At 59.6% G+C, this 24,270-nt stretch carries 24 protein-coding genes; 4 read left to right on the plus strand and 20 right to left on the minus strand.

Features of this window, described 5'->3' with window-relative positions; genetic code table 11:
- Positions 1–47: 47 nt before the first annotated feature.
- The 3 genes from zwf to edd all read left to right on the plus strand — a co-directional run bounded on the left by zwf (position 48) and on the right by edd (position 4,133).
- The gene (zwf, locus tag AC1DTN_RS00600; RefSeq protein WP_007819337.1) at positions 48–1,523 is read left to right on the plus strand and encodes a glucose-6-phosphate dehydrogenase; all 1,476 of its coding nucleotides are present in this window, start codon (positions 48–50) and stop codon (positions 1,521–1,523) included.
- A gap of 16 nt (positions 1,524–1,539) precedes the next feature.
- Positions 1,540–2,238, plus strand: a complete 699-nt coding sequence (gene pgl, locus AC1DTN_RS00605) for a 6-phosphogluconolactonase (RefSeq protein WP_310378779.1) — start codon at positions 1,540–1,542, stop codon at positions 2,236–2,238.
- A gap of 68 nt (positions 2,239–2,306) precedes the next feature.
- Positions 2,307–4,133 (plus strand): phosphogluconate dehydratase, encoded by a 1,827-nt coding sequence (edd, locus tag AC1DTN_RS00610; protein WP_477919554.1) that lies wholly within the window; start codon positions 2,307–2,309, stop codon positions 4,131–4,133.
- A gap of 72 nt (positions 4,134–4,205) precedes the next feature.
- Here edd and AC1DTN_RS00615 read toward each other — a convergent pair whose 3' ends face one another.
- From AC1DTN_RS00615 to AC1DTN_RS00640, 6 genes are all read right to left on the minus strand, one after another.
- On the minus strand, positions 4,206–4,619 hold the full coding sequence (locus AC1DTN_RS00615; RefSeq protein ID WP_310378783.1) for a hypothetical protein: 414 nt from the start codon (positions 4,617–4,619) through the stop codon (positions 4,206–4,208).
- 114 nt (positions 4,620–4,733) lie between these two features.
- Positions 4,734–5,825 carry an ABC transporter ATP-binding protein gene (locus AC1DTN_RS00620; protein ID WP_477919556.1) on the minus strand — a complete coding sequence of 364 codons (1,092 nt, stop codon included), beginning with the start codon at positions 5,823–5,825 and terminating at the stop codon, positions 4,734–4,736.
- A 21-nt stretch (positions 5,826–5,846) separates the two neighbouring features.
- The gene (bglA, locus tag AC1DTN_RS00625) at positions 5,847–7,499 is read right to left on the minus strand and encodes a beta-galactosidase BglA (protein WP_477919558.1); all 1,653 of its coding nucleotides are present in this window, start codon (positions 7,497–7,499) and stop codon (positions 5,847–5,849) included.
- A 35-nt stretch (positions 7,500–7,534) separates the two neighbouring features.
- Positions 7,535–8,698, minus strand: a complete 1,164-nt coding sequence (locus tag AC1DTN_RS00630) for a carbohydrate ABC transporter permease (protein ID WP_477919560.1) — start codon at positions 8,696–8,698, stop codon at positions 7,535–7,537.
- Between the two features lies 1 nt (position 8,699).
- Positions 8,700–9,713 (minus strand): carbohydrate ABC transporter permease, encoded by a 1,014-nt coding sequence (locus tag AC1DTN_RS00635; RefSeq protein WP_310378792.1) that lies wholly within the window; start codon positions 9,711–9,713, stop codon positions 8,700–8,702.
- A gap of 171 nt (positions 9,714–9,884) precedes the next feature.
- Positions 9,885–11,246 (minus strand): ABC transporter substrate-binding protein, encoded by a 1,362-nt coding sequence (locus AC1DTN_RS00640; protein ID WP_113324893.1) that lies wholly within the window; start codon positions 11,244–11,246, stop codon positions 9,885–9,887.
- A gap of 294 nt (positions 11,247–11,540) precedes the next feature.
- On the opposite strand from AC1DTN_RS00640, the gene AC1DTN_RS00645 reads away from it, so the two are divergent.
- Positions 11,541–12,566: a LacI family DNA-binding transcriptional regulator gene (locus AC1DTN_RS00645; protein WP_439014108.1), complete on the plus strand. Its 1,026-nt coding sequence runs from the start codon at positions 11,541–11,543 to the stop codon at positions 12,564–12,566.
- 66 nt (positions 12,567–12,632) lie between these two features.
- On the opposite strand, the gene folD is transcribed toward AC1DTN_RS00645, so the two are convergent.
- The 14 genes from folD to AC1DTN_RS00715 all read right to left on the minus strand — a co-directional run bounded on the left by folD (position 12,633) and on the right by AC1DTN_RS00715 (position 24,267).
- Positions 12,633–13,532, minus strand: coding sequence for a bifunctional methylenetetrahydrofolate dehydrogenase/methenyltetrahydrofolate cyclohydrolase FolD (gene folD / locus AC1DTN_RS00650; protein WP_477919563.1), 900 nt, complete (start codon positions 13,530–13,532; stop codon positions 12,633–12,635).
- Positions 13,533–13,652: 120 nt separating this feature from the next.
- A complete protein-coding gene (locus AC1DTN_RS00655; protein WP_477919565.1) occupies positions 13,653–15,431 on the minus strand; it encodes a GumC domain-containing protein in 1,779 nt (592 codons plus the stop codon).
- A 121-nt stretch (positions 15,432–15,552) separates the two neighbouring features.
- Positions 15,553–16,401: a WecB/TagA/CpsF family glycosyltransferase gene (locus AC1DTN_RS00660; protein ID WP_113319639.1), complete on the minus strand. Its 849-nt coding sequence runs from the start codon at positions 16,399–16,401 to the stop codon at positions 15,553–15,555.
- A 290-nt stretch (positions 16,402–16,691) separates the two neighbouring features.
- Positions 16,692–17,234, minus strand: a complete 543-nt coding sequence (locus AC1DTN_RS00665; protein ID WP_113319640.1) for a hypothetical protein — start codon at positions 17,232–17,234, stop codon at positions 16,692–16,694.
- The gene (locus AC1DTN_RS00670) at positions 17,234–17,599 is read right to left on the minus strand and encodes a hypothetical protein (protein WP_113300728.1); all 366 of its coding nucleotides are present in this window, start codon (positions 17,597–17,599) and stop codon (positions 17,234–17,236) included. Before AC1DTN_RS00670 ends, AC1DTN_RS00665 begins: the two co-directional genes overlap by 1 nt.
- 11 nt (positions 17,600–17,610) lie before the next feature.
- Positions 17,611–18,177: a rod-binding protein gene (locus AC1DTN_RS00675; RefSeq protein ID WP_007825009.1), complete on the minus strand. Its 567-nt coding sequence runs from the start codon at positions 18,175–18,177 to the stop codon at positions 17,611–17,613.
- A 34-nt stretch (positions 18,178–18,211) separates the two neighbouring features.
- Positions 18,212–18,622 (minus strand): hypothetical protein, encoded by a 411-nt coding sequence (locus tag AC1DTN_RS00680; RefSeq protein WP_113319641.1) that lies wholly within the window; start codon positions 18,620–18,622, stop codon positions 18,212–18,214.
- A gap of 6 nt (positions 18,623–18,628) precedes the next feature.
- Positions 18,629–19,381, minus strand: coding sequence for a flagellar biosynthetic protein FliR (fliR, locus tag AC1DTN_RS00685; protein ID WP_113319642.1), 753 nt, complete (start codon positions 19,379–19,381; stop codon positions 18,629–18,631).
- Positions 19,378–21,465, minus strand: a complete 2,088-nt coding sequence (gene flhA / locus AC1DTN_RS00690; RefSeq protein ID WP_439014103.1) for a flagellar biosynthesis protein FlhA — start codon at positions 21,463–21,465, stop codon at positions 19,378–19,380. Before flhA ends, fliR begins: the two co-directional genes overlap by 4 nt.
- 91 nt (positions 21,466–21,556) lie before the next feature.
- Positions 21,557–21,823 carry a flagellar biosynthesis protein FliQ gene (gene fliQ / locus AC1DTN_RS00695; RefSeq protein ID WP_439014102.1) on the minus strand — a complete coding sequence of 89 codons (267 nt, stop codon included), beginning with the start codon at positions 21,821–21,823 and terminating at the stop codon, positions 21,557–21,559.
- Positions 21,824–21,935: 112 nt separating this feature from the next.
- A complete protein-coding gene (gene flgD / locus AC1DTN_RS00700; RefSeq protein WP_029868530.1) occupies positions 21,936–22,394 on the minus strand; it encodes a flagellar hook assembly protein FlgD in 459 nt (152 codons plus the stop codon).
- Entirely contained in the window at positions 22,385–22,834 is a 450-nt protein-coding gene (gene flbT / locus AC1DTN_RS00705) for a flagellar biosynthesis repressor FlbT (protein ID WP_112541506.1), read from the minus strand. Before flbT ends, flgD begins: the two co-directional genes overlap by 10 nt.
- On the minus strand, positions 22,831–23,178 hold the full coding sequence (gene flaF, locus AC1DTN_RS00710) for a flagellar biosynthesis regulator FlaF (RefSeq protein WP_029868528.1): 348 nt from the start codon (positions 23,176–23,178) through the stop codon (positions 22,831–22,833). Before flaF ends, flbT begins: the two co-directional genes overlap by 4 nt.
- Before the next feature lie 36 nt (positions 23,179–23,214).
- A complete protein-coding gene (locus AC1DTN_RS00715) occupies positions 23,215–24,267 on the minus strand; it encodes a flagellar hook-associated family protein (RefSeq protein ID WP_029868527.1) in 1,053 nt (350 codons plus the stop codon).
- Between the last annotated feature and the right edge of the window lie 3 nt (positions 24,268–24,270).

Here is a 24,270-nt window from a genome sequence, read left to right on the forward strand (position 1 = left end):
ATTAGATTAAAACGGCCACCAACCAAGCCTGATTGAGAGACAAGCTCATGAGCAGCCAAATCATTCCCGTTGAGCCTTTTGATTATGTCGTCTTTGGCGGCAGCGGCGACCTTGCCGAACGCAAGCTTCTGCCCGCGCTGTATCATCGCCAGATCGAGGGCCAGTTCTCGGAACCGACCCGTGTCATCGGCGCTTCGCGCAGCCCGCTTTCGCATGAGGAATACCGCAAGTTCGCCAAGGACGCGCTCAAGGAACACCTGAAGAAGGGCGAATATGACGAGGCGGAAGTCGAAAAGTTCTGCTCCCGTCTCTTCTATGTTTCCGTCGATGCCCGCACGGACAGCGGCTGGGATCAGCTCAAGAAGCTGCTCGACGAGGGCAAGGACCGGGTTCGCGCCTTTTACCTCGCCGTCGCTCCAGGCATCTTCGGCGACATCTCGCAGAAGATCCACGACCACAAGCTGATCACCAAATCGACCCGCATCGTCGTCGAAAAGCCGATCGGCCGTGACCTCGCCTCGGCCTTGCAGCTCAACGACAGTATCGGCCGCGCCTTCAAGGAAGAGCAGATCTTCCGCATCGACCACTATCTCGGCAAGGAGACGGTGCAGAACCTGATGGCGCTGCGCTTTGCCAACGCGCTCTATGAGCCGCTGTGGAACGCCAACTATATCGACCACATCCAGATCACCGTTGCCGAAGCCGTCGGCCTCGAAGGCCGCGCCGGTTACTACGACACAGCCGGCGCACTGCGCGACATGGTGCAGAACCACATCCTGCAGCTCCTCTGCCTGACCGCGATGGAAGTTCCTTCCTCGATGGATTCGGAAGCTGTTCGCGACGAAAAGCTTAAAGTTCTGCGCGCGCTGAAGCCAATCAACGCCTCCAACGTCGAGCAGGCCACGGTTCGCGGCCAGTACCGCGCCGGCGCTTCCGGCAGCGGCCCGGTCAAGGGCTATCTCGAAGAGCTGGAAGGCGGGGTTTCCAACACGGAAACCTTCGTCGCCATCAAGGCCGAGATCAACAATTGGCGCTGGGCAGGCGTTCCCTTCTACATCCGTACCGGCAAGCGTCTTGCCGGGCGCATGTCGGAAATCGTCATCACCTTCAAGCCGATCCCGCATGCGATCTTCGATCAGGCCGCCGGCCGTATCAGCCAGAACCAGCTGATCATCCGCCTGCAGCCGGATGAAGGTGTCAAGCAGTCGCTGATGATCAAGGATCCGGGTCCGGGCGGCATGCGCCTGCGCAATGTCTCGCTCGACATGAGCTTCGCCCAAGCCTTCAACGTCCGCAATCCTGACGCCTACGAGCGGCTGCTGATGGACGTCATCCGTTCCAACCAGACGCTGTTCATGCGCCGCGACGAAGTCGAAGCCGCATGGCAGTGGGTCGATCCGATCCTCAAGGGTTGGGAATCGACCGGCCAGCAGGTGCAGGGCTACACGGCCGGCACCTGGGGTCCGAGCCAGGCCATCGCGCTCATCGAACGCGACGGCCGCACCTGGCACGACGACATCTAGTCTGAGGTCTGAAGATATGGCATCGACACTGCATTCCTTCGCAAACGCCGCCGAACTCGCCACCAACCTTGCAGACAAGGTTTCCAGAGCGCTTACGGCAGCCATTGCAGCCCGCGGAGAAGCGAGCATCGCCGTTTCCGGCGGTTCCACGCCGAAAGCCTTCTTCCAGGCGCTTTCGGCGCGCGATATCGACTGGGCCAAGGTGACGATCACACTCGTCGACGAACGCTTCGTGCCCTCCGACAATCCGCGCTCGAACCATCTGTTGGTCGATGCCAATCTTCTGCAGAACAAGGCTAAAGCGGCGCGTTTCGTGCCGCTTTACCAGCCGGCCGCCTCCGTCGAGGAGGCCGCAAAGCTTGCAACGGCAAAGAGCGCCGAGATCGGCATCCCTTTCGATGTCGTCATTCTCGGCATGGGCGGCGACGGCCATACGGCCTCGTTCTTCCCGGGCGGCAACAATCTGAGCCTCGCGCTCGACGCAAAGACGCCACGCGGCATCATCACCATGGATGCAGAAGGGGCAGGCGAACCGCGCCTGACTTTCACCTTCTCCGCTCTTGAGGATGCCAAACTGCTCATTCTCCACATTGAGGGCGAAGGCAAAAAAGACGTTCTCGCCAAGGCGGAAGGCAACGGCGAAGAGGCAGAAATGCCGATCCGCGCCATTCTGCGCCGGGCCACTTCCCCGGTCGAGATCTACTGGGCTCCCTGATACGGCCTGAAGGGCCGCCGGAGCCGGCGAGCAGATAGAAACGAACCAGAACAAGGCAGGGATTTTCCATGTCCGCTCACGCACGCATTGCTGCGATCACGAATCGCATTGTCGAACGCTCGAAACCGACCCGCGAGCGCTATCTGGAACGCCTGCGCGCTGCCGCCTCAAAGGGCGTCAACCGTTCCGTTCTCGGCTGCGCCAACCTCGCCCACGGCTTCGCCGTCTGTTCCCCCGCCGAGAAGGATGCACTTGCGGGTGACCGCGTGCCCAATCTCGGCATCATCACCGCCTATAACGATATGCTCTCGGCCCACCAGCCGTTCGAGACCTATCCGGCGATCATCCGCGAGGCGGCAGCGCAAGCCGGTGGTATCGCACAGGTCGCCGGCGGTGTACCGGCCATGTGCGACGGCGTCACCCAGGGCCAGCCGGGCATGGAGCTTTCGCTCTTTTCGCGCGATCTGATTGCCATGGCGGCCGGTGTCGGCCTGTCGCATAACATGTTCGATGCTGCGCTCTTCCTTGGCGTCTGCGACAAGATCGTACCCGGTCTCATGATCGCTGCCCTCTCCTTCGGCCACCTGCCGTCGATTTTCATTCCAGCCGGACCGATGACGACAGGCTTGGCGAACGACGAGAAGTCGCGCGTGCGCCAGCTCTTTGCCGAGGGCAAGGTCGGCCGCGCCGAGCTGCTGGAAGCCGAATCTAAGTCCTATCACGGCCCAGGCACCTGCACCTTCTACGGTACGGCCAATTCCAACCAGATGCTGATGGAGATCATGGGCTTCCATATGCCCGGCTCCTCCTTCATCAACCCCGGCACGCCATTGCGCGAAGCGCTGACCCGAGAGGCCGCCAAGCGGGCGCTCGCCATTACCGCTCTCGGCAACGAGTTCACGCCAGCCGGCGAGATGATCGACGAACGCTCGATCGTCAACGGCGTCGTCGGCCTGCATGCGACGGGCGGCTCGACGAACCACACAATGCATCTTGTCGCCATGGCGCGCGCCGGCGGTATCGTGCTGACCTGGCAGGATATTGCCGAGCTTTCGGAACTGGTGCCGCTGCTTGCCCGCGTCTATCCGAACGGGCTTGCCGACGTGAACCATTTCCAGGCGGCCGGCGGCATGGGCTTCCTCATCAAGGAGCTCCTGAAGCAGGGCCTCGTGCATGACGATGTGCGCACCGTCTTCGGTCACGGGCTGCAGGCCTATACGGTCGATGCCCAGCTTGGCGACAATGGCGCCGTCGTGCGCCAGCCTTCGCCGGAAAAGAGCCATGATCCGAAGGTGCTTGCCAGCATCGAGACGCCATTCCAGGCGAACGGCGGGCTGAAGATGCTGCGCGGCAATCTCGGCAAGGCTGTCATCAAGATTTCCGCCGTCAAGCCCGAGCGCCACATTATCGAAGCGCCTGCGGTCATCTTCCACAGCCAACAGGAGCTGCAGGACGCTTTCAAGGAAGGCAAGCTCAATCGCGATTTCGTCGCTGTCGTGCGCTTCCAGGGCCCGAAGGCCAATGGCATGCCGGAGTTGCACAAGCTGACGCCACCACTGGGCGTGCTGCAGGATCGCGGCTTCCGCGTGGCGCTCTTGACAGACGGGCGCATGTCCGGCGCATCCGGCAAGGTGCCGGCGGCAATCCACGTCACACCGGAAGCGGTCGACGGCGGCCCGATCGCCCGCATCAAGGACGGCGATATCATCCGCCTAGACGCGATCAGGGGTACGCTCGAAGTTCTCGTCGATGCCGCCGACATGGCCGAGCGCGAGCCTGTGACGATCGATCTCTCGGACAATGAATTCGGCATGGGCCGCGAGCTCTTCGCGCCGTTCCGCCACGCGGTCGGCCCCTCCGACCAGGGTGCCAGCGTGCTCTTCCACGCCCACTGACATCGTCATCGTTATAAGAAAAACCCGCGGCCGGAACCGCGGGTTTTTCATATCCAGCGAGACGCGAAACTGTTACGCGCGGATATCGAGGACGTAATCCTTGTGAGCCGGGTGCGTGCTGTAGACGAAGATCTTGTTCAGCTCCTTCTGCGTCAGCAGGCGCAGGAAGCGAACTTCAATCGTGTTGTTCGGGAAGGTCTTCATCAGCAGGCAGCCCACCTTGGTGATGCGGGCGTCCGGAATATCCAGATAGAACTGCTTCGGCAGGGTATACTGCGTGAGGATCGCGAGTATCGCGCTGCTCATCGAGATACGGACGATATCGCAGCGGCGCGAGGCGGCATGCATGACGCCCTTTTCCGTATATTCGATGCGCGCGGCGTTCATCGTGTCTTCCATCTTGAACCGCGCTTCGCGGTCGTACATGAAAGATTCTTCCTTCGCCAGGAAGTGCGATTTCGGAGGTGTTGGATTCGATGCGGCCATAGCCTTGGTTCCCTCAGTCGTAATGGGAAAAGGCTAGCATCGCATATTTAACAGAAAGTAAGAATCCTTCCCCTGCACAGCCTCAAGAAGAAGGATTCCACCAAAAATGGATGGTCATTTCCTATAGGTGTGGCCCGACGCATCGAAGAGGTGCAGCTTCTGCCAATCGGCGACGAAATGCATCTTCTGACCCCTCTTCACATCATAGATGCCGGGCAGCTTGACGATGATCGGCTCACCCTGAACCAGGCCCTCGATATAGAGCAGCGTCACTTCACCGAGCTGCTCGACAATCGAAACCTCGCCCTCGAAGAGATAGTCCTCATTGGGGCTTGCAATGCGCAGATCTTCGGGGCGAACGCCGAAGCTTGCCTGCTTGCCCTTCTCGGATGCGGCCGTTGCGATATTGAGTGTCACCGATTTGCCGCCCGTCAGCGTCACCGTCGTGTTTTCGCCGGCGTCGGTGATCGTTGCAGGAATGATGTTCATGGCCGGAGAGCCGATGAACTTGGCAACGAAAAGGTTTGCCGGGCGCTCGTAGAGCTCCAGCGGCGCACCGACCTGCTCGATATTGCCGGCAGAGAGGACCACGATGCGGTCTGCCAGCGTCATGGCCTCGACCTGGTCGTGCGTGACATAGATCATCGTCGTATCGGCCATCTGCTCGTTCAGGCGAGCGATCTCGATGCGGGTTGCGACGCGCAGTGCCGCGTCGAGGTTCGACAGCGGCTCGTCGAAGAGGAAGACCTTCGGATTACGGCAGATGGCACGGCCGATCGCCACGCGCTGCCGCTGGCCGCCCGAGAGCGCCTTGGGCAGGCGGTCGAGATATTTTGTGAGCTGCAGACTTTCGGCCGCAGCCCGAACGCGGCGGTCGATCTCCTGCTTGCTCTCGCCGGCGATCTTCATGCCGAAGGCCATATTGTCGAAAACAGTCATGTGCGGATAGAGCGCGTAGGACTGGAACACCATGGCGATGCCGCGCTTGGAGGGCGGCACGTCATTGACGAGCATGCCGTCGATGTACATCTCCCCGCCGGTGATGTTTTCCAGCCCGGCGATCATGCGCAGAAGCGTGGACTTGCCGCAGCCGGAGGGGCCGACGAAAACGATGAATTCGCCCTGGTTGATCTCCAGGTCGATGCCGTGGAGCACGTCCACGGAGCCATAGGATTTGCGGATATCCTTAAGCGTCAGTCCAGTCATTTTCCTCTCCCCTCCTGATCCTTAAGCGAGGCGGGCGAAATACGCCCCCCAGGCCGGAATATCGATCTTGTCGCCGTAATTGTTGCTGGTAAAGCCGTGGCCCGCCAGAGCCTGCCATTCGCCCGCCGGCAGGGTCACATTGGTTTCCGCCGGTCCCATGTTGAAGATGCAGAGCAGCGTCTCGTTGCCGAATTCACGGGTGAAGACCATCGCGTCGCCCTGCGGATCCTCGAACTCGATCTCGCCCTTGGCGAAAGCCGGGTACTGCTTGCGGAAGGCGATGAAGCGGCGGTAGTGCTCCAGCACGGAGTTCTCGTCACCCTGCTGCACGCTGACGGCACGCAGGATGTGCTCGACCGGCACAGGCAGCCAGGGCTTGACCGTCGAGAAACCACCCTGGGCGACTTGGCTGTCCCATACCATCGGCGTGCGGCAGCCGTCACGGCCCTTGAATTCCGGCCAGAACTGGATGCCGTAGGGATCCTGCAGATCCTGATAGGCGAGATCGGCTTCGGTGAGGGCAAGCTCCTCGCCCTGATAGATGCAGACAGAACCGCGCAGCGTCATCAGCAACGAGGCATAGAGCTTGGCAAAGGCATCGTGATCGGCAACCAACGCACCCCAGCGGCTGACATGGCGCATCACGTCATGGTTTGAGAAGGCCCAACAAGCCCAGCCATCGGGAGCCGCGGCACCAAAATCCTTCATGACTTCCTCAACGCGCTCAGGTGTAAGCGGATCGGGCGCCAGGAATTCGAAGGCGTAGCACATGTGCATCTTGTCATTGCCCGACGTATATTCGCCGACGATTTCGAGACCGCGCTGGCTGTCACCCACCTCGCCGACGGCGGCGATTGCCGGGAACTCTTCCAGCACCGCACGGAAGCGCTTCAGGAATTCGAGGTTTTCCGGGCGGTTCTTGTCGTAGAGATGCTCCTGGAAATTATAGGGGTTCACGGCAGGCGCGGTGGAGGCATTGCGGCGTTCGGGAGCAAGCGCCGGGTTGTCGCGCAACAGCTTATCGTGGAAGTAGAAGTTGATGGTGTCGAGGCGGAAGCCGTCGACGCCGCGCTTCAGCCAGAAACGGACGACATCGAGCAGGCGGTCCTGAACCTCGGGGTTATGCAGGTTCATGTCCGGCTGCGAGGTCAGGAAGTTGTGCATGTAATATTGCATGCGCGTCGGATCCCACGCCCATGCGGAGCCGCCGAAGATCGACAGCCAGTTGTTCGGCGGTGTGCCGTCCGGCTTGGCATCAGCCCAGACATACCAATCGGCCTTGGCATTGGTCTTGCTCGAGCGGCTTTCGACGAACCAGGGATGCTGGTCGGAAGAGTGCGAGATGACGAGGTCGATCATCACCTTGATGCCGAGACGGTGGGCTTCCGCAATTAGCGTATCGAAATCGATCAGCGTACCGAAGATCGCATCGACGTTTTCGTAGTCCGAAACGTCGTAGCCAAAATCGCGCATCGGCGAGGTGAAGAAGGGCGAAATCCAGATCGCGTCGGCACCGAGGCTTGCGATATGCGGTAAGCGGGCGGTGATGCCCTTCAGGTCGCCTATGCCGTCGCCGTTCGAATCCTGGTAGGAGCGCGGATAGATCTGATAGATCACCGCGCCGCGCCACCAGTCCTTGTCGGCGGTCAGAATGGATTGGGAGGCCACACTCATGGAATATCCTGTTTGAAATTACGTCTTGGGATGGATCAGCCTCCCTTGACCGACCCCGCCAGCAGGCCGCGCACCAGATAGCGCTGCAGCGAGAAGAAGACGAGCAGCGGTATGATGATGGTGACGAAAGCGGACGCCGTCAGGATTTCCCAGTTGCCGCCGCGCGAGCCGAGCAGCGCGTTCAGCGCTCCTGTCAGCACGAGGTGGTCCTTGTCGGTGCCGAGGAAGACCATGGCAACGAGCAGGTCGTTCCACACCCAAAGGAACTGGAAGATCGCGAAGGAGGCGAGCGCGGGGAAGGACAGAGGCAAAACGATACGAGTGAAGATCTCGAAGTCGCTCGCGCCATCGACGCGGGCGGATTCGATGATCTCCTTGGGCAGGCCGGCAATATAGGCGCGCAAGAGATAGATGGCGAGCGGCATGCCGAAGGCCGTGTGCGCCAGCCAGATGCCGGGATAGGTCTTCGACGGCTGGCCGATCATCGTGCCGATCTCATTGTAGAGACGCAGCAGCGGGATGAGCGACATCTGCAGTGGCACGACGATGAGGCCGACGACGAGCGCAATCAGCAGCGCGCGACCAGGGAATTCCATCCAGCTCAGCGCGTAGGCGGCGAAGGCGGCAATCAGGATCGGGATGATGGTCGCCGGAATGGTCACCGTCAGCGAGTTGATGAAGGACTGGCCGATGCCCTCGCTGGCCAGAACGGTTCTATAGTTCGCCATCGTGAATTCCGGCGGAGCCGATGCTGCGAGATAGATGCGACGCGGACGTTCATCGGGCGCGAATGCCACATTCTTCATGTAGCGGTAGCTACCATCGCTGTTGATGAGCAGGCTTTCGCCATCACCGAGATCGGCGGTCTGACCAGCCTCGAAGGCCGCAGGCTGCTGCACACGTATGCCGAAGGCCTTGACCGAGCGGCCCGGCTGGTCGGCCAGCACATTGCCCGTGATGACGTAGATATCGCCTTCCTGCTTCTGCTGGTCGGGTGTACCGAGGCGTGCGGCCACCGTCTGCGTGGAGCCGGCAAAGGCGGTCCACCAGCCGGAAACGGTGATCTGGTCCCTGTCGCGGAGCGCGCTGACGAAGATGCCGAGTGTGGGCACGAGCCAGACAATGACAATGACGAGAACACAGAAATGGACGAAAAGACGGGCGGGACCGATCTTGAAGTAGCTTGCAGCTGTGGTCATCTCAGCGTCCCTTCAGTTCGGCGTTGGCGCGGCGCACGTTCCACACCATGATCGGCGTGACGGCGAGCATGATGATGATGGCGATGACGGCACTTCGGCCTGAATCGCCGCCGCCGCGGAACAACCAGTTGAACATCAGGTTCGCCAGCACCATGGTCTGCCATTGGCCGTTGGTCATGGTGAGCACGATATCGAAGACCTTGAGGACAAGGATAGTGATTGTCGTCCAGACGACGGCGATCGTACCCCAGATCTGCGGCACCATGATGCGCCAGAAGATCTGCCAGCCATTGGCACCGTCGATGACAGCAGCCTCGATCGTCTCTTCCGGGATGCCGCGCAATGCGGCCGAGAGGATGACCATGGCAAAGCCGGTCTGGATCCAGATCAGGATCACCATCAGGAAGAAGTTGTTCCAGAAGGGAACGGAGATCCAGACCTGCGGCGTGCCGCCGAAAGTCTGCACGATGGCGTTCAGGAGGCCGATCTGCACATCGTTGCCGCCGCGATACTCATAGATGAACTTCCAGATGACGGAAGCGCCGACGAAGGAGATCGCCATCGGCATGAAGACGATGCTCTTGGCGATATTGCCCCACCAGATGCGGTCGGTCATGACGGCGATGACGAGGCCGAAGAAGGTGCAGGCAGCGGGCACGACGGCGAGCCAGAGGATGTTGTTGAAGATCGACTGACGGAATTCGCGGTCGTTCAAGGCCCACAAGTAATTGGTCGCGCCGACGAACTCGTTGCCCGACCGGTCGTAGAAGGACAGGATGAAAGTCGCGACGACAGGATAGACGAGATAGACGATCAGCAGGAAAAGTGCTGGGAAAAGAAACAGCCAGGGGCGGATCATCGCGCGCCGATTCAAATTGCGCGAGGCCTGACGGATATCACCGTCCCGCACCGGCAAGGCGAGATCGAGGATCTTGTTCGAGAAAAAGAAATAGGCCGAGCATGCGAAAACCGCGACGACCACGACGCCCAAAGCGGACACTATCTGCGACAGCATTTCGTCCCTCCCCTGCTTCCCTGTCTTATTCTGAAGGGTTAACGCCGGATATCGTCAATAGAGCTGATGTGTTTGACCACAGGATCCGGCTCGACCGGGCTCCCCCTCTGGAACCCGGCCGCTCATTCCGGTGATGCCGCCGGTTACCCGGCGGCATGAATTGTCAGGAGATTACTTGATGCCGTCCCAGGCGCTCTGGATTTCGGCTGCGGCGTCCTGAGCGGACTTGCCGCCGACGAAGTCGACCATGCCGGTCCAGAAGGCGCCTGCGCCGATCTTGCCGGGCATCAGGTCCGAGCCGTCGAAGCGGAAGGTGGTGGCCGAGGTCAGGATCTCGCCTTCCTTCTTCATCTGCTCGTTGGCGTAAGCATCGACGTTGACACCCTTGTACGGGGTCAGGAAGCTCGACTGCGCCATCCAGAGCTCATGAGCAACCGGCGTCTTGAGGAAGTCGACGAAGGCGCGGGCCGTCGGAGAATCCTTGGCGATGGTAACGAGCGTGCCTGCACCGAGAACCGGCTTGCCGAGATCGGCATGTGCGGCATAGGTCGGCATGTAGAAGAAGTCTGCATCGGTGCCGAGCTTCGTGCCTTCAGGGAAGAAGGACGGGATGAACGAAGCCTGGTGGTGCAGGTAGCACTTCGGCGGAACGGCGAAGAGGCCCTTCGGGCTGTCGCGGAAGTCGGTCGAAGCAACGGCTGCAACACCGCCATCGACATACTTTTCGTTCTTGGCGAACTTGCCGAATTCATCGATGGCGGCAACGACGGCCGGATCGGTGAACTTCACTTCATTGGTGGTCCACTTGTCGTAGACGTCAGGCTTCTGCGTGCGCAGCATGATGTCTTCGACCCAGTCGGTCGCCGGCCAGCCGGTCGCGCCGCCAGAACCCAGACCAATGCACCAGGGAACGCCGCCATCCTTGACGATCTGGTCGGTCAGAGCATGCAGCTCTTCCATCGTTGTCGGGACCTTGTAGCCGGCTTCCTGGAAGTTTTCCGGCACGTACCAGACCAGCGACTTCACGTCGGCCTTGTAGGGGAATGCATAGAAGGCTTCCTTGCCATCCTTGCCCTTGTAGGTGCCGTAGCCGACCCAGCTGTCGCCGGCGCCGTAATTGTCCTTGACCCACTTGGACGTGTCGTCACCGAGCGGCGTCAGATAGCCCTTGCCGGCGAGATCGGCCAGCAGGCCCGGCTGCGGCAGGATGGCGATATTCGGCGGGGAGCCTGCCTGTGTATCGATGACGATCTGCTGTTCGTAGTTTTCAGAGGAGGAATACTTGGCGTCGATGCCGGTGGCCTCGACAAAGTAGGCGAGAATGCTCTGGAAGAAGGCTTCGTCTTCGCCGCGCCAGGGGCCGAAGATCGTCAGCTGCTGACCCTTCAGGTCGGCATGGGCAGCCTTGAAGTCATCGTAGCTCTTCCAGTTGAACTTGGAATCCTGGCCGGGCGGGAATTTCAGATCCGCGGCCGACGCAGCGCCGGCAAAAAGCGCCGCAACTGCAACACCCATCAAGAATGACTTTTTCATGTGATCAACCTCCCATCACAATCCGATAGCGCAGAATTTCATTCAAAGGAAATCTCAAAGCGCTTTGACAACGCAACTCATTCACTTTCAGCAGAATGAAGTCAAGCCATTTCGCGAAACAGCGGGAATAGCGCCGCTTTATCGCGTTGCAGCAAGGCTTAATGGGGAATATGGAGCGATTTTTCTTGAGTCAAGCGCAGCAGATGCTACATATTTGAAAGCGCTTTGGAAGCCATTGGGAGGCGGCGGCCACTATTTGACGGCCACAGGGCAGGCCGGGAGGAAGCATAGCAGGTGAATCTCAAACAGCTATCGGAATTGCTGGGGCTTTCGCAGACAACTGTGAGCCGCGCGCTTAACGGCTATCCCGAGGTCAACGAGGATACCCGGGAACGCGTGCTCCGGGCAGTCAAGGAAACCGGATACCGGCCGAACAAGGCGGCCCAGCGGCTTGCGACCGGCAAGGCCGGTTCGATTGGCCTCGTCATGCCGACGGCACCCGGCCATCAGTCGGATGTGCATTTCGGCGAATTCCTGACCGGCCTCGGCGAGGAAGCGGTGCGCCACGACTTTCACTTCGTCATCATGCCGGCGGACCCGGATGATGAGGTCGCAGCGCTGCGGCGCCTCGCGATCAGCGGCAATGTGGATGCGCTCTTCGTGGCCTATATGCGCGGCCACGACCCGCGGCTCGCCATGCTGAAATCGCTTTCCATGCCCTTTGTGGTGCATGGGCGCTCCTTTGGTTCAGAGCCGGACTATCCCTATCTCGACATCGACAACGAGGCGGCTTTTTACGATGCGGCGAGGCTTCTCCTGCAGCTCGGCCATACGCGCTTTGCGCTGATGAACGGGCCGGCGCATCTCGACTTCGCCATTCGCCGCAGGAACGGCCTCATTGCAGCGCTTGGCGAACGCGGGCTGGAGCTTGCGGAGGACTGCACGAGCCATACGGTCATGACGGATGAGGAAGGACTGATCGCCATGGAGCGCTTCCTGCAGCTTCCGGATCGACCAACCGCTATTTTATGCTCCAGCACGGTGCTTGCACTCGGCGCGATCCGGGCCGTCAATCAAGCTGGGCTGAAACTCGGCGAGGAAATATCGCTGATCGCCCATGACGATGTGCTGCCGCTCTTGAAGCCGGAGAATTTCTCCGTGCCGCTGACGACTACACGCTCGTCGCTGAGGGCCGCCGGCGTGCGCATCGCACAGCGGCTCATCGGTACCGTCAAGCAGGCGGGTCCCTTCCCCGATCAGGAACTCTGGAAGACCGAGCTGATCGTCAGGGCCTCGACAGGCCCTGTCCCGCAAATCTGATCAGCCGCTTATTTTAGCGCAATTCCGGGCGCAAAACCGCTGCACACTTTTCTGGAATTGCTCTCGTTAGAATATCGGCGGCGTCAGCCCTGCCGAACGATGGGCGGCAATCACGGTATTGGCCATCAGCATGGCGATCGTCATCGGGCCGACGCCACCCGGCACCGGGGTGATGACGGCGGCGACCGGAGAAACCTCCGCAAAGGCGACATCGCCGACGAGGCGGGTCTTGCCCTCGCCGCGCTCGGGTGCGGCGATGCGGTTGATGCCGACGTCGATGACGGTGGCACCGGGCTTGACCCAATCGGCCCTGACCATTTCCGGACGGCCGACGGCGGCCACCAGAATATCGGCGTTGCGGCAGACTTCGGCGAGGTTCTTCGTGCGCGAATGGGCAATGGTGACGGTCGCATTGGCATTCAGCAGAAGCTGCGCCATCGGCTTGCCGAACAGGTTGGAGCGGCCGATGACGACGGCATTGAGGCCGGAAAGATCCTCACCATGGGTGCGGCGGACGAAAACCATGGCACCGGCCGGCGTACAGGAAACGAGGCCGGTCTTCAGATCACCGGTCGCGAGCTTACCGGCATTGACGACGCTCAAGCCATCGACATCCTTTTGCGGCAGGATCGACTGGATGATCGGCTCGCTGTCGAGATGTTTCGGCAGCGGCAGCTGTACGAGAATGCCATGGATCGACCGATCGGCATTCAGCGAAGCGACAAGGGCTGCAAGCTCCTCCTGCCTGGTCTCGGCTGGCAGCGTGTGCTGGACGGATTTGAAGCCGCACTCCTTGGCCATGCGGCTCTTGGAACTGACATAGGTGTGGCTCGCCGGATCGTCGCCGACGATGACGACGGCTAGGCCCGTCTGGACGCCCTTGGCGGCTTCAAGCGCAGCATTTGCCGATTTAACGGTTTCGATTACGGAAGCGGCAACCTGCTTGCCGTCGATTACTGTCGTCACGCGTCTTCTCCGCCCAATTTCGCGCCAGTCTATTCGCCCGCGGCGGGAATGATTTCCCGATAACGCCCTATCCCGTTTAAAAACGGCAAATGCAAGAGCAATCTACGGTCGGGCTTTCGCTTACCGTGAGACCTGGTAGGCGTGCAAGCGATCGCGCAGGCTGGCGATTTGCGAGCGCAGCGCATCGACTTCCTCAGCCGCCTGCGGCACCAGCGCCGGCTCTGGTGTCTGCGCCAACGCCGGGACCGGCGCAAGTTCGGGCACAGGGGCGAGGATTGGAGCCTCGACGGAAACTTGGACCCGCACCTGTTCGGGCTGTCGGCGGAAGAAACGCGGCACAAAGGCGAAGCCGAGGCCCACCGCCAAACCGGAAAGGCCGCCAACCAAGGCGCTGAAACCGAAATTACTGTCGCCGGAAACCGGCAGCACAAGAGCGGGCTTGCGAACCGTTACCCGGCCATCACCGATGGCACCTGTCGTGGAGACCTCCTCTTCCAGACGCGAGCGGGCGGCAGACGCCTTTTCCCGCAGTTCGGTCAGCTTGGCGAGATCGACGCCAGTATCGCGGCTCTGGGCAATCAGCGCGTTGCGGCGATCGCTAAGCTGTCTGCGCGCATCGACGGCAGCCTTGGCTGCTGCATTTGCGTTCTGGGCGAGGCGCGCCAATTCCTTGCCGATGTTATCCTTCAGACCATCGACCTCGGACTGCTGTTGGAGCAGGCGCGGATGGCGCGGTCCGAGGTCTGCCGAAAGCTGCGCCAATGCGGTCTTGGCGATCGCGTATCTGTCGCGCAGATCCGACAGGGCGGGCGAGATCATATCCGGAGCGAGCGAGCCTTCCAGCACGTCCGTGAGCTTAGCGGCCTTAAGCTTGTCGGCCTGTTCCTTGGCAGTCAGGATATTGCCGTCGGCATTCTTCAGATCGGCATCCAGCCCGGCGATCTGGCGCTGCAGCTGCGTCGCGACCTTGACATTGCCCTCGCCGTTCTTCTGACCGAAAGCCGTCAGCTCTGCTTGAGCCTGATCATTTTCCTTCTTCAAGGCAGTGGCCGTCTCGGCCGCTTTGCCCATGGCGCTGCCACTGGTCACCGCATCGGACAGTCGCATGGCGATGCGCGTCGATTTGCCGCCATCGCCTGTCGTTACCATCAGACGGATCGTGCCAGTGCGGTCGTCGGGAATAATCGCCACGGCAGATTTCAGCGCGGCCTCGGCGCGCGATGCCGGATCGGCGGCTGCACCGCTGCCGGAGAGAAGATCGAAGGCGACACCAAGTGCATTGGCGCTGTTACCGGCAAATTCCGGATCGCGGTCCAGCTTCAGTGCCGCAACGGCAGAGGTGATGACGGGTACCGAAGACAGTCTTTTGACGGTATCCCCGACGACGGCAGCCCGGTTACCTGCGCCCGCATCCACGGCAAGTATCGTTTCTGCGGTGTAAAGCGCGGGTGAGGATGGCGTCAGGATAGGGGTGGCAGCGCCGCCAAACGAGAGGGCAGCCATGATGAGAGCGTTCCTGATCCGGTTCGGACGCCGTATTTCGCGCGAAACCGTCGAAATGGGCGCTCTCTCAGCGGGAGCAACGCGTTGAACCTGGACGAACTGCGTCGTCGGCTCTGGCGCAGGACGAGAGGGTTCAGCTGCGGAAGCGGAGGCGATATCGTTTGCAGCCTGAAGGCGCGAACCGAGGATCGTTTCGATCCGGTCCACCAGCGGTTCGGTCTGCCGCGCTTTCGCACGCTGTTCGTCGAGCAGCCGGCCTATGGCGCGCAGCAGTTCAGCTTCGGAAGGAAGGATCTCCGGCGGATGGCTGCTCTTTTCGGCATGACTTTGCCGCTGGCCGCGCGAAGAGGTGGTTGCGCGATCATGGAAACTGTTTTTCGCCCTGGAATCGTGCATTGGCGTCACATCTCATGCGCATGATGGCCGAGTTCGCTCAACCGCGCTGACGCGGAGGATTAAGCTACTCTAAATATACATGGCAAAGAAATGGTTAACCGGAACCTGCAGAAATCTGTAATCAGCCGGCTTTCTTCATCTGCTCAATTCTCTTCTGTTCGCCTGCAACGTGCGCCCGTTCATCCGGCTGACTGAGGATGCGCGCACGCCGGCTGAAGCGATACTGGAAGACCCGGAAGAGGAAGACCGGAATACCGAGAATATAGCGGCGCCAGAGGCGCGTCGGCTCCTGTACCAGGCGGTAGGCCCATTCCAGGCGCATCATGCGCACGGTCTTCGGGGCGCGTGGCACAGTGCCCGAAACGAAATCGAAAAGTGCACCGACCGTCAGAACGAGACGTGCGTGATCGGCGCGGATATTCTGGTGGACCCACTTTTCCTGCAGTGGCGTGCCCATGCCAACGATCAGGATATCGAGCTTCTGGCGCTCCACCTCGGCGATAACGGATTCGGGATTGGCCTTGTCGAAAAAGCCGTCGGAGATCACGTAGAACTCGTGCCAGGGCGCGTGCCTGGAAAAGTTCTCGGCCGCCTTCTCAACAACCGCGCGCGCGCCACCGATAAGGCCGATACGACGCGGCGTTTCCATGAAAGTCAGGAAGGCCGGCACGAAATCGGTGCCGTTCAGATTGGCGGGAAAAGGCGAACCATGCGTGACCTGGGATGCGATATTGAGACCGATACCGTCAGGCAGAACGAGGTTGTGCGACATGATCTGATAGTACTCATCGTCGCGCAGGGCCGTCAGCATGTTGTGGGCGTTGACGAAGCAAACTACGGTCTGCCCGACGGGAATGGACGCCAGTTCGTTGATGAAAACCAGCGCGTCATCCCAGCCGAGATCGCAGACCGGCAGATCGAAAATCGTCCGCCGCGATGCAAGCACCGCGAAGTTTGCAATCAGATTCATTCCAACCTCCTGCCGAGGGTGCGTCATGCGCCCGACATCCCGGAAAATAAGCCTACGTTTCCGCAGCGGAGGTCTTGTGAGGACCAGCAGCGTCCTGCCTGAAGCGATCTCCCCCAACCCCGTGGCGGCCATCCTCCCAAGCTTGTGCCGCGTTTATACCAACTCGGTTTCAAACAACCCTTAGGAAAAAGCCTTGGATTTTCCTGCGCGCATAAGTGGTTCATTAACCAAAGCCAGAACGCAGAAACGGCGCCTTTCGGCGCCGTTTTTAACTGGTCGGTCGATGGTGATCAGTGACCGGCGGATGGAGCCGGCGTTTCGGATGCAGGCGCGGTCTCGATGATCTTGACCGGCGCGCCAACCTTCTGCGGCTTGCCGCCGGAATTTTCCTTCACGTCTTCCTTCGAAAGGTAGTCGAGCTGTTCCAGCATGACTTCGGCCACATATTCGCCGCCGAGACGCTCATTCATGCCCTTCTTGATCTCTTCGCGGAAAGCCCCGGGATCGAAGGCTTTGACGTTGGAAACATCGATCATCTTGTTACCGACGAGCAAGCTGAAGAGCTCGTCGGTCGTCATCTCCGTGATCGGCAGGTTCAGGCCCGCAATCATATCCTTGTGCATCATGAAGGAGATGCGGCCGAGAAAATAACCGTTGACCGCACCGTTGGCGATGACGGGCACAGTGATCGTCTCGCCCTTCACAAGTTCGAGCGCGCTTTGCTTGGTATTCGATTCAACCGGCGCCGGCGCAGTCGCCATGTTCACCGAGAAATAGACCGATGCCAAGGTGACGGCGCAGACCCAGACGCCTGTGAGGACGAGCTTGATCATCAGGCATCCCGCGCGACAAACTGTTCCTGGGAATAGGTGCCGTCAGCATCGGCATCCTGCACGGCATTCTTCAGAAGATCGGCAACGGCGCGAACCGCCTCCAGATGCGCTTCGACGCGACGGGCGTTCAGCGTAAGCTTCTTCTTCAGACCGTGAAGCTGGTCCAGATGCGAAGCTGCAAGTTCGGCCGGATCGGTGTCGCGGAAAAGCATCGAGAGCTCGTACAGGCACCGGCTCTTATGCGCGTTGGAGACCTTGAGATCGAACTGCGGATCGCTGCCGATCCGGGTGTTCTCATTGTCGATTATCATTTCGAGGCGTCCGAGAACGGATTTGATCCTGTATTCGTTCGAAACTATTTCCATTTTATCCTCGATTATGCGTCGCTTGTTGCGGACTTATTGTCGGCAGTCGGAGTGCCGAAGGTCTTGCGCTGAAATTCGTCGATCATGCTCATCGCGGTCTTGCGATCGTCTTCATCCGTGGAGGCGTTGACGATCTTGCCTTCCTGGCGATGGAGCTGCTCGGCATACATCTGCTTGGCGATGCCGATGCCGTCGCCCTTGGCCATGACATTGCCGAGCTGCTCGGCCATCATGCCCTTCCAGATGTCGCCCGTTGCGCCCTTGCCGAAGACATTCTCGGCATCGCTCGGCAGCATCGACTTTACGAAGTTCTGCAGAACCATGGCCTCGAACTTCCGGTAGGTTTCCGGCACTTCCTCGGTCTTGGTACGGTTCTGAATATTGTTCAGGCCACTCTTCTGCTTGACGTGGTCGAGAATGTCGACTGCGGAAGAAAAGCCGTTACCACTGTCGGCCAGGCTTGTCGCAGCAAAGGCGGCGCGGTTGGCCTTCAGCTTTTCCTGGGCAGCCTGAACCTCCATGGGGTCGGCCGCCTTGACGACGTCCATCACCAGATCGCTGGGGGGTGAAATAGCCACGTTACAATCCTCTAATGTAAGATCGTGGCGATTATTATTTTTGAAGCTTGCTGGAGGCTGGCGTTGCGAATTGCTGATCGATTACGTCGTAGACAGCGTTGTCATCTGCCTCGCGACGCTCGGCCTGGAGGGCATCGAGCATGTTTTCTTCAAGCCGGTCACCTTTGGCGCGCTCGCGCGTCAGGCGCATTTCGTGCACCTGCTGCATGCCAGTTAACTGCTGGTCCTTGATGCTCAGCCTGCCGAATCGATCGGCGTAACTCTGCGAAAAAGCGCGATGAATGGGGTCCAGCGAACCGAGCGCAAGAATGGCGACATCCATGGCCGCATTGACTTCGGCGCGCTGGCGGCTGGTTTCTGCGAGATCGTATTCCGCCATCCTTTCAAGATGCCGTTGCACCGCGACCAGGCGCTTGAGCTTGTCGGAACGCTTCTTCTCGATCATCGCCCCTCACCTTCCCACGTATAGTGCCGCGAAGGATTGGCCGAATTGGCTGATCATTGCCGCGATCGAGAAATAGAGCAGGAAGAGGCCGCCCATCAGCAGATAAGGCGTGGAGATGAAATAGACCGGAATCTGCGGCGCGAGCTTGTTGATGAAGCCGATCGAGATGTTGAAGATCAGCCCGTAAATCAGATAGGGGCTCGCCAGCCTCAGCATGATGTAGGTGGTCTGCTCCAGCGTATCAGTGAAGGTAATGAGCGTGGAGCGCATCTGCATCAACCCGCCGAAGGGCATGGTCGTGTAGGAATCGATCAGCGCGCGGAAGACGATGTGATGGAAGTCCATGATGAAGAGTACCATCAGACCGGTCATCGTGATGAAGGCCGTCAAGCTGATTTCGGCCGAGTCTTCGACGACATCGCTCGTGCTCGGCTGCGTGTAGCCAACCATCATGGAGACGATCGAGGCGGCGAATTGCAGGCCGAGCGTATAGAGCCGGGCGAGCATGCCGTACATCACACCGATCAGCGATTCGCTGAAAATCAGGCCGATATAGGTGCCGGAACTGGTGTGGACGGACGGATAGACCGTATCCCAGAGCACCGGCAGCACCGCAAGCGAAAGTCCGGCGGCGATGAAGACGCGCAATTGCTCCGGAACACGGGCGGAAGAAAAACCCGGAAGGGTCAGCACACAGCCACCGATCCGGCAGAAAACCAGAAACAGCGCCAGAACTGTCCCTTGCGGGTCTGAAATCATGAAATCGAGCCCAAAATCTTGATTTCGATGCCCTTGGCCAGTTCCACATGCGAGAGGACGGGAAGCGTTGCGAAGAGTCGCTCGATGATCATGCGGACATAGGAGCGCGTTTCCGGCGACGTGACAAGGGCGAATGGCAGGCCTCTATCCATGAATTCACGGATAACCTTCGTGGCCTGCTCGCTGAACTCTTCCAGAGTGCGCGGGTCGATGTCGAATTCGACGACTTCGCCCTTTGCATCGCGCTTGAGAGCTTGATGGAAGGCGAGATCCCACTTGCTGCCGAGTCGCAGCACGCGCAGCACGCCATTATCCGCCAAGTCGCCGCAGAGCTGCTGGGCCATGCGGATGCGGACGTGCTCGACGATCTGCTCCGTCTTTCTGACATGCGGGGCAAGTTCGGCAACCGCTTCCAGAATGAGGTGCAAGTTGCGGATCGAGACACGCTCGGCAAGAAGCAGCTTCAGCACCGCCTGCAGGCCCGAATAGGACATGTGCGACGAGCAGATCTCGTCTGCGAGCTTCTTATATTCGGGGTCGAGACGATCGATCAGGATCTTCACGTCCTTGTAGGAGAGAAGCTGCGGCAGGTTGTTTCTGATAACCTCGCTCATATGCGTCAGCACGACCGAGACGTTGTCGATCGGCTGGAAGCCTTCGCGCTTCAAATCCTCGGCGAAATTTTCGAGGATCGAAACCGCCGGCATGCCGAATGCGGGTTCGCGGATTTCGTCGCCCGGGATGCTCGGCTTCCGGCCGGCGCCGGTGACGACGAGAACTTCGCCGACACGCAGAAGGTTCGAAGCAACGGTCGTGCCGTGGATGCGGATCTGGTACGACTTTTCGGGGATGCCGATATCGTCCGTCACCTTGATTTCCGGCACGACGAAACCGTACTGGGTCGCAAACTTCTTGCGCATCTTGCCGACGCGGAAGGCGAGCTCCTGATGGGCGCCAAGCAGGCGGGTCGAGACCATCTTGCCGAGAGCAAGCTCGATTTCGGAGGTGCGGAGAACCGACTTGACCGAGTCCTTTTCTAGCTCCTTGCTCTGGACAACCTTCTTTTCCTCGGCATCACGGCGGATCTTGTTTTCGGCTTCGACCTGACGCGGAATGAACCAGGCGCCGAAGGCGAGAAGACCGCCGAGGATCACGAAGGGGACAAACGGCAGGCCCGGCATCAGGGCCAGGACGAACATCAGCACGGCCGAGACGGAGAGCGCGCGGGGATAGCCGCTCAGCTGATTGACGACCGCCTGGTCGGTGGAGCCGGTGGTGCCGCCGCGCGAAACGAGAAGGCCGGCGGCGAGCGAGACGATGAGAGCCGGCATCTGCGAGACGAGGCCGTCACCAACCGAGAGCTTGACGAAGACGTCGGCCGCTTCGCCGATCGGCATGCCATGGCGGAAATAACCGATGATGATGCCGCCGAAGACGTTAATGGCGGTAATGAGAAGACCCGCGACCGCGTCACCGCGAACGAATTTCGACGCACCGTCCATGGCACCGAAGAAGGAGCTTTCTTCTTCCAGTTCCTTGCGGCGGCGCTGGGCTTCCTTCTCGTCGATGATACCGGCCGAGAGGTCGGCATCGATCGACATCTGCTTGCCGGGGATGGCATCGAGGGTGAAACGTGCGCCGACTTCCGCGATACGCGTCGCACCTTTGGTGATGACGATGAAGTTGATGGTGATGAGGATCAGGAAGACGATCAGACCGATGACGAAGTCACCGGACATGACCAGGCTTGCAAAGCCGGCGATGACGCCGCCCGCAGCATCGTGCCCTTCGTTGCCGTGCGAAAGGATGACACGCGTCGTCGCAATGTTCAGCGCCAGTCGCGTCATCGTCGCGATCAGAAGGATGGTCGGGAAGGATGAGAAATCGAGAGGTTTCTGGATCCACAGCGCGACCATGAGGATCAGCACCGAGAAGGCGATCGAGAATGCCAGTCCCATGTCGATCAGGAACGGCGGGATCGGCAGGAAGAGGATGCAGATGATGCCGATGATGCCCATGGCAAAGCCGACATCACGCAGGCTCGGAGTGACTTTCGGAAGGGGTAGTGCAGGTGGTTGCGCCATAACGATTCCGTCTCTTCATGAGAGGAGGCGGACATCAAAGTCCGCCCAGTTCGGATCGACAGTTAAATGGCGAAGCTTGCGCGAAGTTGGCTCAGAAGCCGGACTGGATTCGCGAGAACACCAGATTGGTAAAAATGGAAATCTGGGAGCCCACGAAAGGGGCGGAAATACCGACCGTCACCAGAACGGCGACGATCTTCGGGACGAAGGTGAGCGTCGCTTCCTGCACCTGTGTGAGCGCCTGGATCAGCGCGATCACGAGACCGACGACCATTGCCGCAGTAACCGCAGGACCCGCCGCAACGAGAACGGTCCAGATCGCAGCCTGGAACAGGTCGAGTGCATCAGCTTCATTCATCGTCAGGCAACCTCATATCGCCTTGAAAGCAGCCAGCCCGGCCTTAACCGGACTGGTATTTTGGGCATCATCCAAACGAACGTGCGCCAGACCCCACCCGTTTCGTCGGCACTCAGGTATTATCCGAACCGCTATCGTCGCCCGAACCGTTGGTCGGCGCCGAATCAGAAACGGATATGCCAGCCTGGATGAGAATTTTACCGCCATTGTCCAGCGTTGCAACAAGGCCGTCCGAATAAACCTTGACGGATGCGACCTGGCCTACAGTTTTGCCGTCGGCGCTCGTCATGTATTTGCCGATATAGCTGCTCGCCTGGGTCAGGCTGGAGCTGGTCAGCAGCGTGTCGAGCTTCGTGTTCGTCTGGATCGTCTGCTCGACCTGCGAGAAGCTCGCAAGCTGCGACATCTGCTCGCTCGCATCCATCGGATCGGTCGGATCCTGGTTCTTCATCTGCGCGACAAGCAACTGAAGGAAGTTGTCGTAGTTCAGCGTGGCCTTCTGCTGCGCGGCATTGGACGAGCCATACGTGCTGCTGCCTCCACCTACGCCCTGAGTTCCGTCTACCGCCATGGTGCGATCTCCCTGCGAATCTGCTCGACCATTGTCGGGGGCAGTTCGTGATTGTTGAGAATGCCGTCTTCGATCGCGTAGAGACCACGGATCGCCTTCAGCGCGTCGAAGGCGCGGCCAGTCGAAACGAGTGCATCGATGCGCTTCAGCTCGGCGAGGATTTCCTCGTTCTTGAAGCATGTGAGCAGCATCGTGATCGACTTGCGGAACATCGCCGTCGAATGTTCCTTGCCCTCGGGATTGATGAGGATCATCTGGGCAATGAAGTAGAGTTGGCGAAGCGGCGTGGTCGCGCCTTCCGGCTGAAGCACGTGGTTTTCGAGAAGGAACGTCACATCATTCAGGAATTCCAGTGCGACCTTACGGTCGACACGCAGGACAGCGCCGTTGATGAAGATTCTTTCTCCGGCTTTCAGAGAAATGCGAAGTGTACTTTTCATTTAAGTCCATCCCTGATGATGGTGGTAACGTCGATGATGCCCTGGTAGTTATTCGACTGACGTTTTCTAATTCTGTCGCATTCTTTCAATATCCAGATCGCAATCGAGATGAGGTTCGCCCTGAGCTCGACTTCCAACTGGTTGTCGGGATGCTTCAAATCCTCAATGAAGCTGATCCACACCCTTCGCGTATAGAAGAGAGCTTCGATAGACTCCCGGCTGTACTTCTCTTTGTCGCGCGCCACCGAAAGCAGTTCGATCGAACGTTCGAGAACCTGCCATTCCCGCTCTTTCGCGTCGGCAACCGAGTCTTGCATGACCTCGGCATAAGAGAACTGATACATTCATGCATCCTTCTTTATATTGCGCGCCTTTGCTCATCAAAGGTAGTTCACGAGACTCAACTGCTGGATCTTCGATACGATCGTGTAGGCGGTTTCGAGCTGGGTTTCCAAAGTCTTGACAAGGGTCGAAGCCTCATAGGGATCGACGCCCTGGATATCGACGAGCTTGGTCTGCATGATATTTGCCTGGGCATCGAGGGCGTCATTCGCCTTCTCGACACGCTCCTGTGACAGACCAAGCTGACTGCCCTGAGTGACGATCCCCGAGGTGGCTCTGGTCGTATAGGTGATTGCCTTTGAAGAAACCGCGCTCATTGCGTCCGTGCTGAGGCTCTGCCCCATCAGCGCAGAGGTCACCACCGTCGCCAGAGCGAAGTAACGCATGCCTTCGGAATTGGCGTTGGTCGAGGATTCAACGACTTCCGAATTGCTGATACGGCTCGTCATGTTTTGGCTGGACGCCTTCGACCAACCAGTCGTCGGGTCCGTCCAGGCCGCTTCGCTGAACATCGGCTCGACCTTGGTCTCGATGAAGGTCTTCATCTCGTCGCCGGTAAGTTGGTTAACCGGCTTCGGTGTCGGCAGGCTTGCCGCATAGGCATTCAGAGCTGTAACGATCGCGGCCGAAGTCGCAGTGGTTTTATCCGTTAGCGGCTGGATGTCAGTGTTGATGCCGGCAAAAAGATATTCGCCATTTACCATCGAGTTCGACGTGTCCATCATCGTGGAAAGCGCGCTCGTGGCCGACTGGATTGCGACCGTGATGCTGCCCGGATCGTGGCTACTCTGAAGCGCGGTCAGCTTGGAGAGGAAGCTGTCGCCGGCTTTCTTCATTTTATCGAGCCCGGTTTGAGCCGATTCCATACGAGCGTCGACGAGAGCATTGCTCAGCTTGATCGATTTGATGCGGTCGACTTCGCGGGTAAAGTCGATGCTCTTGGCTGCGTACCCCCCAAGCGACACACCGATATCTGCGTAGGTGCCGGTGGTCGCTTCCATCGTCGCCTTCGTCATCTGGTTCTGCGCCTGACGGATCGTCAATCGCATGGCGTTTTGGATGGCCGAACTTGAAATAAATGAGCTCTTCATGGC

The sequence above is a fragment of the Rhizobium sp. 01T444 genome (assembly GCF_056398305.1).

Coding starts and splice junctions, on each gene's coding strand:
- flhA (WP_439014103.1), bottom strand. CDS start 21,465: ATGGCGCAACCACCTGCACTACCCCTTCCGAAAGTCACTCCGAGCCTG.
- AC1DTN_RS00665 (WP_113319640.1), bottom strand. CDS start 17,234: ATGATCAAGCTCGTCCTCACAGGCGTCTGGGTCTGCGCCGTCACCTTG.
- bglA (WP_477919558.1), bottom strand. CDS start 7,499: ATGAGTGTGGCCTCCCAATCCATTCTGACCGCCGACAAGGACTGGTGG.
- AC1DTN_RS00620 (WP_477919556.1), bottom strand. CDS start 5,825: ATGACTGGACTGACGCTTAAGGATATCCGCAAATCCTATGGCTCCGTG.
- AC1DTN_RS00635 (WP_310378792.1), bottom strand. CDS start 9,713: ATGCTGTCGCAGATAGTGTCCGCTTTGGGCGTCGTGGTCGTCGCGGTT.
- AC1DTN_RS00640 (WP_113324893.1), bottom strand. CDS start 11,246: ATGAAAAAGTCATTCTTGATGGGTGTTGCAGTTGCGGCGCTTTTTGCC.
- AC1DTN_RS00680 (WP_113319641.1), bottom strand. CDS start 18,622: ATGATCGAGAAGAAGCGTTCCGACAAGCTCAAGCGCCTGGTCGCGGTG.
- fliQ (WP_439014102.1), bottom strand. CDS start 21,823: ATGAATGAAGCTGATGCACTCGACCTGTTCCAGGCTGCGATCTGGACC.
- AC1DTN_RS00630 (WP_477919560.1), bottom strand. CDS start 8,698: ATGACCACAGCTGCAAGCTACTTCAAGATCGGTCCCGCCCGTCTTTTC.
- AC1DTN_RS00655 (WP_477919565.1), bottom strand. CDS start 15,431: ATGCACGATTCCAGGGCGAAAAACAGTTTCCATGATCGCGCAACCACC.
- edd (WP_477919554.1), top strand. CDS start 2,307: ATGTCCGCTCACGCACGCATTGCTGCGATCACGAATCGCATTGTCGAA.
- pgl (WP_310378779.1), top strand. CDS start 1,540: ATGGCATCGACACTGCATTCCTTCGCAAACGCCGCCGAACTCGCCACC.
- AC1DTN_RS00615 (WP_310378783.1), bottom strand. CDS start 4,619: ATGGCCGCATCGAATCCAACACCTCCGAAATCGCACTTCCTGGCGAAG.
- flgD (WP_029868530.1), bottom strand. CDS start 22,394: ATGGCGGTAGACGGAACTCAGGGCGTAGGTGGAGGCAGCAGCACGTAT.
- AC1DTN_RS00715 (WP_029868527.1), bottom strand. CDS start 24,267: ATGAAGAGCTCATTTATTTCAAGTTCGGCCATCCAAAACGCCATGCGA.
- AC1DTN_RS00660 (WP_113319639.1), bottom strand. CDS start 16,401: ATGAATCTGATTGCAAACTTCGCGGTGCTTGCATCGCGGCGGACGATT.
- flbT (WP_112541506.1), bottom strand. CDS start 22,834: ATGAAAAGTACACTTCGCATTTCTCTGAAAGCCGGAGAAAGAATCTTC.
- zwf (WP_007819337.1), top strand. CDS start 48: ATGAGCAGCCAAATCATTCCCGTTGAGCCTTTTGATTATGTCGTCTTT.
- AC1DTN_RS00670 (WP_113300728.1), bottom strand. CDS start 17,599: ATGGAAATAGTTTCGAACGAATACAGGATCAAATCCGTTCTCGGACGC.
- fliR (WP_113319642.1), bottom strand. CDS start 19,381: ATGATTTCAGACCCGCAAGGGACAGTTCTGGCGCTGTTTCTGGTTTTC.
- flaF (WP_029868528.1), bottom strand. CDS start 23,178: ATGTATCAGTTCTCTTATGCCGAGGTCATGCAAGACTCGGTTGCCGAC.